Here is an 11490-nt window from a genome sequence, read left to right on the forward strand (position 1 = left end):
GGAAATTGTAGCACAGTGGGCACAGTTGTGTACGATTTTCACTTTGCGGGTGGTGTTGCTCTTGTTGCTCGGATATAAATTCTTTTTTGGTGGATGAAACGATTGGATTAAACAAGAGGAATTGTTTATGAAGAAGATGTTTGGATTAGGAATGGCAATTCTTGCCCTTTCTTCTATGGCTTTCGGCCGCGTAGGTCCTGTGAGCCAGTACGGTCAGCTTCAGGCTGGTAAAAACGCAAACGGTAAGGGCCAGATTTACGGCGCCTGTAAGGGTGTTACTTCTGGTAATGAAGTCCAGGTTCAGGGGATGAGCCTTTTCTGGTCCATTTCCGAGGCTGATGGTGGTCAGTACTGGACCAAGGATATCGTAGATGGTCTCGTCCAGAAGCAGAATATCCAGATTATTCGTGCCCCCATGGGCGTGGACGAAGACTGGAGCGAAGGTAACTACTTCACCAAGACGAATTATCACCAGGGCCTCATGAACAATGTGGTCCAGGCCGCTATCGATAACGACATTTATGTCATCATCGACTACCATTCTCACCATGCTCACGAAGGTGTAGAAAACGCAAAGACGTTCTTCAAGACCATGGCTGAAAAGTATGGTAAGTACGATAACGTGATTTTCGAAATTTATAATGAACCTCTTGAAGGTACCAGCTGGTCTTCCATCAAGACCTATGCGGATCAGGTGATTAGCGTTATCCGTACCTATTCCGACAACCTGATTGTGGTGGGTACTCGCGCCTGGGACCAGTATCCTAACGAAGCTCTCGACAATCCCATTAACGACAAGAACGTTGCCTATACGTTCCACTTCTACGCTGGCGAAGACCCCTATCGCCATACAACCTCCAAGGAAGGTGCCAATGCGGTTCAGGCAATGAACGGTGGCCTTTCCGTGTTCGTTACGGAATGGGGTACTTCTGCTCCCAGCGGCAATGGTGGCTTTACCACCAGCTATAATGAAACCTGGCTTTCCTGGATGAACCAGCATAAGCTTTCCGGTGCAAACTGGTCTGTTTCCGCTAAGGGTGAAACGGCTTCCTATTTCAACGGATCCGCCTGGAACTATTCCGAAAGCGGTCAGTGGGTAAATTCCAATGTCTTCAGCAAGCTGCCTACTTCCTACACGGCTTGCTCAGGTTCATCTGGTGAACTAATCCCTGTGATTGGAGGCTCCGCTGCTTCTAGCTCCAGTATTGAAGTTCCTGCAGGTTATACTGATTACATTGATGACTTTGAAGATGGCGATTCCCTGTCTTATACCGGTGGCGTCTGGTATGCTTATACCGATAAGGATGATGGCGCAAAGTCCTCCATCACCAATAAGACTACTACGGATAAGAAGGGCAACTCCACGGGTTACCAGGTTGTTGTTACCAGCGATAATGGCAGCAAGTATATGGGCGCTCTGACTGGCATCAAGCTGGATCAGGGTGATTACGAATATGACCCCTATGTGGCTATGGGCGTAAAGCTGAACGCTGATGACTCTGCCTACGATCTTTCCAGCTGTAAGACGATCAGCTACAAGTATAAGGGCGCTGCCCATAATTTCAAGGCTGAAGATACTGCGGTGAAGGATTATGCATACCATTACATCAAGAAGTCTGCTTCTACATCCTGGACTCAGGTGAATGTTTCCTGGGATATGCTCCTGCAGCCCACTTGGACCGAAGACGAAGTGGTTCTTTCTCAGAAGCGCATCGCCAAGTTCACTTGGGAAGTGAAGGGCGACCAGAAGGGAACTCAGCCTTCTCCCGACTATCTCTACGTTGACGATGTTCGTTGCGATGGCCTTGCCATTAAGCCCGCTGTTGCTACACCTGCAAGTTCTAGCTCTGCAAAGTCCTCCTCTTCTGTTGCGTCTAGCAGCTCTGCAAAATCTTCCAGCTCCAAGGCCCCTGAGCCTGCCGAAGGGTCTTCCAGTTCTTCTGCGAAGTCTAGCTCCAGCGTTGCATCTTCTAGCAGTGTAATCCAGAGTTCCAGCAGCGTCGCACAGCCTGCATCTAGTTCCGCAGTTGTTGCAAGCGAAGCAAAGATTACCGGAAGCTTGACTCAGACGGTTGCAAAGGGCGGTTCCTTCGCTACGATCACCATCACTGGCGTAACCTCCTTCAGTCGCAATACCTATAACCTCCACTTCCTGAATATTCCTCAGCAGGCTTCCAATGGCACCGTAACCATTAGCGGAACCGTCCCGGATTATCTGCAGGAAGGATCTCTGGAAGAAACCTTGACTGTCAACGGTAAGACTGTGACCATCAAGTTGACCGTTGTCGCCGAAGGTACTCTTGCTGTGGGCCGCAAGACTGTTGCATCTCCCTTGAGTATGGCGGTGAATGGTCGCACCCTCCAGATTGCTGGTGCAAATCAGATGAATGTGGTGGTGTTCGATATGCAGGGCCGTCCGGTAATGAACTTGAAGAATACTCGGGGTGAAGTTTCCCTGGCAAATCTTTCTACCGGTAGCTATATCGTTTGCGTCCACGCTGGTTCAGCGAATATGATGAAGCGTATTACCTTGAAGTAATCGAAAACGAAACTAAAATAGCGGAAAGTGGCGTCCATCAGAAATGGTGGGCGTCCTTTTTGTTATCTACATCACAACCCTCGAATGTAAGTTTTTTGTGAGATAGGATTTTCCTGGATAAAAAGCTATCATTGACCCGATAAAATTTGCCTCTACAGGAGACATGGATGAACAAAGTTCTAGGGTTAGGTATTTTGGCAGCGGGTTTACTTGCCTCTGCTTTCGCAGCAAATCGTGTTGGTCCCGTAAGTCAGTATGGTCAGCTTCAGGCTGGAAAGAATACTAGCGGAAAGGGCCAGATTTATGGTTCCTGTAAGGGTGTTACCACAGGTAACGAAGTCCAGGTGCAAGGGATGAGCTTGTTCTGGAGCATAGCAGGAAATAATGAGGGCGAACAGTTCTGGAATGCAAGTACTGTGAATTCCTTGGTGGCAAAACAGAACATCCAGGTGATTCGTGCCCCTATGGGCGTCGATGAAGACTGGGGTAATGGTAAAGGCAACTACTCCTCGAAAACGTCCTATCATCAGAATATGATGAACTCGGTTGTCCAGGCTGCTATTGATAACGACATTTATGTGATTATCGATTATCATTCCCACAACGCAATCAACAGTAAGGCCACTGCAGCTACTTTCTTTGAAGACATGGCTAGCAAGTGGGGAAAGTACGATAACGTTATTTTCGAAGTGTTCAATGAACCTTTGGAAGGTGTTTCTTGGACATCCATCAAGAGCTATGCCGAGGATATGCTGAAAATCATCCGTAAGTATTCGGATAACCTGGTGGTTGTAGGTAACCGTTCCTGGGACCAGTACCCTAACGATGCTGTTTCTTCTCCTATCAATGATAAAAACGTTGCCTATACCTTCCATTTCTATGCAGGTTCCCATTCTACCGGTAGTGAAGGATCCCATGCTGTTTCTGCGATGAATTCTGGCCTTTCTGTGTTCGTTACTGAATGGGGTACTGTGAATGCTGATGGCGGCGGTTCCGTTAGCAAATCTAGCAGTGGTTGGCTTTCCTGGATGAATCTGCATAAACTTTCCGGTGCAAACTGGTCTGTGAACACCAAGAACGAAGGCGCATCTTATTTCAGTGGTTCTGCATGGAATTATTCTGAAAGCGGCAAGTGGGTGAATACCAACATTTTTGCAAATCTGCCTACCAGTTATACTGCTTGCGATGGCTCTACGAGCCCTGCTTCCAGTAGTTCCGCAGCTAGTTCCTCCAGTGTTGTTTTGCCTGCCGGCTATACCGATTACATTGACGACTTTGAAGATGGCGACTCCCTGGCATATACCGGTGGTGAATGGTATGCCTACAATGATAACGGTGAAGGAGCTGCCTCGACATTTAGTAATGTGGCAACTAAGGGTGGTTATAAGGTTGTGCTCACCGCTTCTTCTACAGGTAACACCTCCAAGTATGTGGCGGGCCTTACCAATGTGAAGCTGAATCAAGGATCCTACGAATATGACCCCTATGTGGCTCTAGGTGTAAAATTGAATTCAAATGGTTCTGCCTATGATCTATCCAAGTGCAGTACCATTAGCTATAAGTATAAGGGTGCTGCCCATAACTTCAAGGCAGAAGACACTGCTGTAAAGGATTATGGTTATCATCAGACATCCGTTTCTGCTGCTGCCAGCTGGACTACTGCAAGCATTTCTTGGAATGAACTTAATCAGGAAGCCTGGCCAGATCCTGTTGATCTTTCCAAGAGTCGCATCAGTAAGTTTACCTGGGAAATCAAGGGTGAAAATCCGTTCTTGAACTACCTCTACATTGACGATGTTCGTTGCAGTGGCTGGTCTGTTAAGATTTCCTCTAGCTCCAGTGTTGCTTCTTCTAGTTCCAAGGTCCCTGAGCCTGCTGAAGGGGCCTCTTCTAGCAGCATCCCTGTAGTTGTAAGTTCCTCTAGTGTGGCTCCTGTGGTGCTCAGTTCCTCCAGCGTTCAGCCCGTGGTCTCCAGCTCTAGTGTAACGCCGGTTGTCTCCAGTAGCTCCGTCGCTCCTGCGGTCTCCAGTAGCAGCGTTCAGCCTGTGGTATCCTCCTCTAGCGTAGTACCTGTAGTTTCTTCCTCCAGCATTATGCCTGTTGTGTCTAGTAGCAGCATCGCTCTGCCGCCGTCAAGCTCCAGCGTCCAGCCCGTGGTCTCCAGCTCTAGCGTAGTACCTGCAGTCTCTTCCTCTAGCGTTATGCCTGTTGTATCCAGCAGTTCCATTGCTCCTGCAGTTTCCAGCAGTAGTATTGCTCCCGTGGTGCTCAGTTCCTCCAGCGTTATACCGGTTGTATCTAGTAGCTCCGCCACTCCTGTAGTTTCCAGCAGCAGCGTTCAACCCGCAATTTCTAGCAGCAGTGTCCAGCCTGTAGTTTCTTCCTCTAGCATTGCACCGGTTGTCTCCAGCAGCTCCGTCGCTCCTGCAGTTTCTAGTAGTAGCGTAGTTCCGCCGCCGTCAAGCTCCAGCGTCCAGCCCGTGGTTTCCAGCTCTAGTGTAACGCCTGTTGTCTCCAGCAGCTCTATTACTCCTTCAAGTTCCAGCATTACCCCGTCTAGTAGCAGCGCCGCTCCTTACGTCATTACAGGCAATATGGAGCAGTCCGTTGTCAGAGGCGGCACTATTGAACCTGTGGTGATTACAGGCGTCAATACATATTCCCGCAAGTCCTGGACCATCACCTTCCTGGAATTCCCGGAGAATGTAACGGATGGCAAGCAGGTGGACAACACTGTCACTATTTCCGGAACGCTCCTCAGCTGGGGTAAGGAAGGGGATTACTCCGAAAAGCTGAAGGTGAACGGCGAAGAAATTTACTTCACCCTCCATGTGCTGCCGAAGTCTTCTTCTAGCGCACAGCCTGTGGCGTCTTCTTCCAGCGTTGCTCCCGTAGAATCCTCCTCCAGCGCACAACCTGTTGTCTCCAGCAGCAGCGAAGTACCTGCCGCTTCCAGCAGTTCCGAGATGGAGGGCCCGCTGAATGTTGCCTACAGTCGCCCCGCGGTAAATCTGGGCTTCTCCGGTAACACTTTGACCGTAGCTGCCAACAACGCTTCCGTCAAGATTCAGATCTTCGATCTTATGGGCAACGCCATCGAATCTCGTATGGAACGAGTTTCTGGATCCTACGTTCAGAGCCTGGACCATCTGAATAAGGGTAGCTATCTGGTTCGCGTCATGAGCGGAAGCCTTGTCAAGACCGCTCGCATCGCCATCAAGTAGCCGCGACGAACCTTATTGAACCTTATACAAGTTCAGAAAAATTCAAGCTTTTGAAAACGTCTCGCTTTGGCGGGACGTTTTTACTTGCTGGCTATTATAGTCGTTCCCTATAAATTATTTCTATATTTGGCCCATGACTTTTTCAAAGGGTGTAAAAGACGGCTTGCCCATCGGGATCGGCTACTTTGCTGTTTCCTTTGCCTTTGGCATTAACGCCGGCGCCGCTCTCAACTCCTGGTTGTTGGCCACCTTTATTTCCATGACCAACGTGACTTCTGCAGGCCAGTTCGCTGGCCTCAAGATCATGTCCAGTGCCACAGGAACCTTGATTGAACTGGCCATCGCCAGCTTCTTCATTAACCTCCGCTATTCCCTCATGGCCATTTCCCTTTCCCAGAAGGTGACCTCCAGCTTCAATACTCCCAAGCGTCTGCTTCTCGCCACTGGCATTACCGACGAAATCTACGCCGTGTCCATGGCCCAGAAGGAAAAGGTGAATCCCATTTATTTCCTTGGCCTCATGACCTTGCCCTATGTTGGCTGGAGCGGTGGTACGCTCACAGGCGCTGTCTGCGGACAGATTCTGCCGGATATGGTAGTGAACGCCCTGGGTGTTGCTCTCTATGGAATGTTTGTCGCCATCGTGGTGCCTCCCATGAAGTCCAGTCGCCCCACCTTGATTGCAGTCCTGATCGCTATTGCCTTAAGCTTTGCGTTCTTCTACGCACCCGTCCTTAAGGAAGTGAGCTCAGGCTTTGCCATTATCATTTGCGCCGTAGTGGCCTCCCTGATTTGCGCCGCCCTGTTCCCCCTGAAGGATGCGAAATGATTGACTTTAAGACCTACATTCAGTTTCTGGCGGTAATGACCGGTGTTACGTACTTGCTCCGCGCGGTGCCCTTTATCCTCCTGAAAAAGGAACTGACTAGCCCCTTCTGGAAATCTTTCCTGGCATACATTCCCTACACGGTGCTTGCCGCCATGACGGTGCCTGCCATTTTCTACGCAACGGAATCCCGCCTTTCCGGAATTCTTGCGCTGGTGACCGCCGTGATCGCCTCCTTACTGGGTCGTGGTCTCGTGGTTGTTGCCGTGGTGGCCTGCGTGACCGTCCTGTTGGTGGATGGACTTTTATAAATTTACCACATGCAGAAAGAGCAATGGGAAAAGATCAACGAGCTCTGCGATAAGCTCTCCAAGGTAACCTACGAAAACCTGACCAAGATTATCCGCCTGAATAAGACGGGCAGTTCTTCCGCAGCTCAGAAACTGGATGATAGTTTTCAGAACGATGTGGATGCCTGGATGGGTGGCGGAACCTGTTTCAGCATGACCTGGTACCTTTACCAGACCCTGCGGGATATGGGCTTGCGCCCTCGTCTTGTAATGGGACACAAGCGCAAGGAGCGAAACATCCACTGCGCTCTCATTCTTCCCGACGAAACTCCGGAAATAGGTGGCGCTCAGGAATACCTTTTTGATCCGGGTTACTTGATTTTTGAACCCCTTCCTATGCCTTTGCCTCCTCCCTTTGGCCCGGGCACTGCACTTTTCCCGCTGGTACCTAACTGCGTCCGTCTGGATCGACCCAACATGGAATCTATGGAACTCTGGACTGGGGGAGCCCTTCAGACATCCGGAAATCTTTCCGCCCCCATGAAGTTGCGTTTTGACTATCCGGTGGAAGGCGTGTCTGTAGAGGAATTCAAGCAGCATTGGAACGAAAGTTTCTACCGCGAGATGATGAATTACCCCGTTCTCAACCGTCTGGACCGGGAAAAAGGCATCCAGTACTACTACCAGAAGGGAAATCTGGTCGTTCGCGACTCCAGCGGGTCCAAGATGGAACGAATCGACCCGTCTAAACGGGTAGAAACCCTCAGCCGCATCTTCGGACTGGCTCCCGACCTGGTGGAAAACGCCCTGGGAATTCTTGAAAAGTAAAAGAACTTTTGTAATCGCTTTTTTTAGCGAAATTTTTATATTTTCAGCGTTAGGAAAACAATGGAGTTATTATGAAGAAAATGATCGCAGCCCTCGCAGCCGCAATTTCCCTCACTTTTATGGCCTGTGGCGCTTCCAAGCTGGAAATGCAGGAAATGTCCTCCCAGTGTGATGTGGTAGTTGAAGTTCGCCAGGTCCTCAACGATTCTATTAGCCTTTTCGTGGGCAATACCCTTTACCTCAACGCCAAGCAGATGGTCTCCGACGAAATGTACCCCCTGCTGGTCAGTACTCGCGACCCCTCTGACTTCCAGAAACCCACCGCCACCAACATCATCAACAGTGACGACGAGCTTCTGGCATACCTCCGCCGCGTAGCTCCCAGCATGGTTCAGGTTGGCCTCATTATCGGTGAATCCGCCGCTAATGAAATCGGTTTCGAAGAAGCTCCCGCCATCCAGAAGATGACCGCTGTCTTCAAGAAGATGGAAGGTGGCTCTCTCATCCTCTTCCACGAAAAAGGTGGCGAACTCACCGACGTGAAGAAGATCTTCTAATATATAATGATGTAAGGGGGGGCTCTCGCCCCCCTTAGATTCCCCCAAAAAGGACGTGCCTTTACAAGCCATAGAGCTTGCTCAGCGCGTCCTTTTTAGTTTGAGGGGCGCTAAAGCGCCTCCTCAAATACTATATCATATGTTTCCATTCCCTGCGTAGCATGTACAAGCCGATAAAGGCTGTTCCCACATCAGCTACAGGCTGTGCGAAGAACACGCCCTTCAGTCCAAGGAAGGGGGGCAGAATTAGTAGGAAAGGAATAAACAGAATCAACTGACGGCAGGCGTTCAGGAACATGGACTTCCCTGCCTTGCCGGTTCCCTGGAAGAAACTTCCCGCAATCATGCCGCAGGGCACCATAAAAATACAGCAGGTAAAATATCTCATGGCCTTGGCGGCCACCGCCTGCATGGTCAAGTCCCCAGGTGCAAAGGGTGCCACGAAGGCTTCTGCCTGCCACTGGACTAGAGCCCATGCCAGTACCATGAAAATCATGGAATACAGGTAGGCGAACTTCACCACGCTCTTCACTCGTTCATACAGTTTCGCACCGTAGTTGTATCCCACAATAGGCTGTGTCCCGTTGACGAAACCCAGCAAAGGCAGCACGATAATGGAAACGATACTGTTCAGAATGCCGAAGGCGGAAATGGCCATATCGCCGCCGCTCATGGTGGCGGTAGATTCCAGGCTCTTGTTTCCGTAGGTGGTCAAGCTCCATGCTAGGATGGCATTCATCAGGCTGTTGCAGATCTGCATTACGGAAGGAGGCAAACCTAGGATATAAATCTTGCGGACGTAGGGGAGGCGCAACTTCATGTAGCGACGGCTGATCTTTACCGGCGTAGACTTCTTCAGGAAGAATTGGGTAATCAGGATGCTGCTGACCAGCTGGGAACAAATGGTTGCCCAGGCAGCTCCTTCAATACCCCAGTGCAGTAGCATAATGAATACATAGTCCAAAATCACGTTGGTGCATGCGCCAATGATTTCGCGGAACATGGCTGTCTTGGGATGTCCCATGGAGCGGATAAAGTGGTTCATGCCCGGAGCCACCGTCTGGAAAACTGCTCCCAGTAGGATAATGCGCATGTAGCTGGTGGCAACCGGCAAGGTCTGGTCGCTGGCGCCAAACAGGCGCAGCAGAGGTTCCATGAAAATTTCGCCAAAGGCAAATGCCCCGATGGCCATCAAGATCAAGAGCACAAAAGAGTTGTTCAGGATGATGGCCGCCTGCTGGTACTTCTTTTCGCCCAGACGGATAGAAAACAGGGTGTTACCGCCGACACCTACAATCATGGACATGGCCATGATAAAGAGGGCGATGGGGAAGCAGAGGGTGATGCCTGCAATGCCCAGGGACCCCACTCCCTGTCCCACGAAAAAACGATCCACTATATTATATAGTGCATTGACCACCATGCTGATAATGGCAGGTACGGAAAACTGGAGCACCAGCTTGGGGATGCTTGCGGTTCCGAAAGATTTCAGCTTTTCGTTATGAATTTCGCTCATTTCGGCGCCAAAGATAGAAAAACGGCCCCCTTAAGGAAAGGGGGCTTAAAATGCTCAAATTCTTAAATTATAGGCAATGGACTAGCATTTCCTGGAGGGTTCCAACTTCCTTGCCCTGCTTGCTGCAGATTTTTAACTGCAGGGGGGCGGAAATCAGGCTGTCTTTCCAGGAAAAGTGATGCTTGCTGATGGCTTCGCAGGTTTTTGCCAAAAGTTTCTCGGCATCATCTGCGGAAATGGATGTCACCAGCAGGACAAAAGTGTCCTCGTTGAGCCTTGCCAGCAGATCGTGATCCCGATTTTCGTCCTTCAGGATACGACCCACTTCCTTTAGAACCATGTCCCCGCATTGCTGACCGTAAGTATTCTGAAGATCCTTATAATTAGTCAGTTTGATGGTTGCTACGTGAAGGGGCTGGTCGTTCAATCTTGCCAGGGTGATTTCTCCAAAGCTTCGGTTGTCGAAGGTCTTGAAGTTCATGACTCCTGTCAGGGGGTCCTTGGTGGATTCCTCGTAGACCATCAAGTCGAAGAGCCCCTGGTGGGACTCAAATTCCACCTTCAGGACCATGCAGCCCACCTGCAGGCGGTTTTCTTCATTTAGGAGACTGGCGCTCACCTGGCATCCGTCAACGAACGTGCCGTTGGTACTTCCTAAGTCCGTTACGGTGACATTGGTTCCGTCAAAGGATATTTCGCAATGCCTGCGGCTTACCAGATCGTCTTCCAGACGGATATCCGCATCCTGTCCACGTCCAAGCACAAGAGTTCCCTTGATCAGGGGGAACTGCTTGAACATTTTCTGGGGGTATAGTACAATGAGCTGTGGTTGAATTTCAAAATCCGGCATGAAAACCCCTGAAAAAGTGATTTTAACTTCGTGCTAAAACTACAATTTTTTTGCCTCATCAATGCCCGTTAGGCGCAAGTTATGACTTTTTGTCCCTGTTTGTAAATAAACGTAAACTCAATGATGTGTAGTTTTGTGTGATTTATGCCACTTATACCTGCATATCCACTTTTTGTATACATAACAAACCTTTTTTTTTCCTATTTTGGAAAAAATGAGTGGCATTTCCGGCTAGAAAAGAATAAATTTCAAGCCGGTGTGGCGTTTCAGAAAGGCCGGTCTTTCTGTTATGCCTTTGTTGGAAGGAAACCATCGATGGATACTAAGATTATGAAAAATATGAAGAATACCTTGCTAAAATGGGTTTTGGGTATTGGTATGCTCTTCACTGGAGTACAGAGTGCATTTGCTCTGCAGTGTGAAGGCACCATTTATATTAAGGCTCCCTCTTCCTGGGATATGGTGACCCTGGAAGCTGGCGGCATGTTCCCCGAACTGTCTATCGGTACTTCCGGTTGGTACGAAGCCAAGGCCGCCACTGTCGGTCAGGGCGAAACTTTCCGCGTCAACAGTGCTGGTACACACTATCCGGCACAGTGGATTGACCGTGTCAATTACGATATCGGTAACAACGGTAGCTTGAATACTGATGCATTTACCTGCGCAGACTTGGCTACGGGTACTCTTTACATTTACCCGGATCCTACCGAACCGACTAAGACTGCCTTTGGTCCCAATCCTCCTGACGCCAAGTATCTTTATATCATGATTCCGCCGGACTACGAAGACTGGATGTCTTCAGTTCCCATGATCAGTATGGATGGCGGTAAGACTGGCCGTGCCTTGACTGCTGACCCGGA

The 11490-nt window shown here is 49.7% G+C and carries 8 protein-coding genes and 1 pseudogene; 7 read left to right on the plus strand and 2 right to left on the minus strand.

Translation table 11 applies throughout. From position 1 onward, the window contains the following. The first annotated feature begins 127 nt into the window (after positions 1-127). From BUB59_RS11720 to BUB59_RS11745, 6 genes are all read left to right on the plus strand, one after another. Complete coding sequence (locus BUB59_RS11720; protein WP_073230182.1) at positions 128-2539, plus strand: cellulase family glycosylhydrolase; 2412 nt, start codon at positions 128-130, stop codon at positions 2537-2539. Positions 2540-2706: 167 nt separating this feature from the next. Next, positions 2707-5763 (plus strand): cellulase family glycosylhydrolase, encoded by a 3057-nt coding sequence (locus BUB59_RS11725; protein ID WP_073230184.1) that lies wholly within the window; start codon positions 2707-2709, stop codon positions 5761-5763. Between the two features lie 133 nt (positions 5764-5896). Further along, on the plus strand, positions 5897-6592 hold the full coding sequence (locus tag BUB59_RS11730; RefSeq protein WP_073230186.1) for an AzlC family ABC transporter permease: 696 nt from the start codon (positions 5897-5899) through the stop codon (positions 6590-6592). Further along, complete coding sequence (locus tag BUB59_RS11735; protein WP_073230188.1) at positions 6589-6900, plus strand: AzlD domain-containing protein; 312 nt, start codon at positions 6589-6591, stop codon at positions 6898-6900. Before BUB59_RS11730 ends, BUB59_RS11735 begins: the two co-directional genes overlap by 4 nt. A 9-nt stretch (positions 6901-6909) precedes the next feature. Continuing rightward, complete coding sequence (locus BUB59_RS11740; protein ID WP_073230190.1) at positions 6910-7707, plus strand: hypothetical protein; 798 nt, start codon at positions 6910-6912, stop codon at positions 7705-7707. A gap of 71 nt (positions 7708-7778) precedes the next feature. Beyond that, the gene (locus BUB59_RS11745) at positions 7779-8264 is read left to right on the plus strand and encodes a hypothetical protein (protein WP_073230192.1); all 486 of its coding nucleotides are present in this window, start codon (positions 7779-7781) and stop codon (positions 8262-8264) included. Positions 8265-8394: 130 nt separating this feature from the next. Here BUB59_RS11745 and BUB59_RS11750 read toward each other — a convergent pair whose 3' ends face one another. Both BUB59_RS11750 and BUB59_RS11755 read right to left on the minus strand, forming a co-directional pair. Then, positions 8395-9780 carry an MATE family efflux transporter gene (locus BUB59_RS11750; RefSeq protein ID WP_073230194.1) on the minus strand — a complete coding sequence of 462 codons (1386 nt, stop codon included), beginning with the start codon at positions 9778-9780 and terminating at the stop codon, positions 8395-8397. Between the two features lie 67 nt (positions 9781-9847). Continuing rightward, positions 9848-10630 (minus strand): GGDEF domain-containing protein, encoded by a 783-nt coding sequence (locus tag BUB59_RS11755; RefSeq protein ID WP_073230196.1) that lies wholly within the window; start codon positions 10628-10630, stop codon positions 9848-9850. A 315-nt stretch (positions 10631-10945) separates the two neighbouring features. On the opposite strand from BUB59_RS11755, the pseudogene BUB59_RS11760 reads away from it, so the two are divergent. After that, positions 10946-11490, plus strand: a pseudogene (locus tag BUB59_RS11760) (fibro-slime domain protein); the annotation flags it as partial.

This window comes from Fibrobacter sp. UWEL, assembly GCF_900142535.1.
Taxonomy (GTDB): Bacteria; Fibrobacterota; Fibrobacteria; order Fibrobacterales; family Fibrobacteraceae; genus Fibrobacter.

What these genes read in the sequence shown, in the direction of transcription:
- BUB59_RS11720 (WP_073230182.1), top strand. Translation starts at nt 128, where the DNA reads ATGAAGAAGATGTTTGGATTAGGAATGGCAATTCTTGCCCTTTCTTCT.
- BUB59_RS11725 (WP_073230184.1), top strand. Translation starts at nt 2,707, where the DNA reads ATGAACAAAGTTCTAGGGTTAGGTATTTTGGCAGCGGGTTTACTTGCC.
- BUB59_RS11730 (WP_073230186.1), top strand. Translation starts at nt 5,897, where the DNA reads ATGACTTTTTCAAAGGGTGTAAAAGACGGCTTGCCCATCGGGATCGGC.
- BUB59_RS11735 (WP_073230188.1), top strand. Translation starts at nt 6,589, where the DNA reads ATGATTGACTTTAAGACCTACATTCAGTTTCTGGCGGTAATGACCGGT.
- BUB59_RS11740 (WP_073230190.1), top strand. Translation starts at nt 6,910, where the DNA reads ATGCAGAAAGAGCAATGGGAAAAGATCAACGAGCTCTGCGATAAGCTC.
- BUB59_RS11745 (WP_073230192.1), top strand. Translation starts at nt 7,779, where the DNA reads ATGAAGAAAATGATCGCAGCCCTCGCAGCCGCAATTTCCCTCACTTTT.
- BUB59_RS11750 (WP_073230194.1), bottom strand. Translation starts at nt 9,780, where the DNA reads ATGAGCGAAATTCATAACGAAAAGCTGAAATCTTTCGGAACCGCAAGC.
- BUB59_RS11755 (WP_073230196.1), bottom strand. Translation starts at nt 10,630, where the DNA reads ATGCCGGATTTTGAAATTCAACCACAGCTCATTGTACTATACCCCCAG.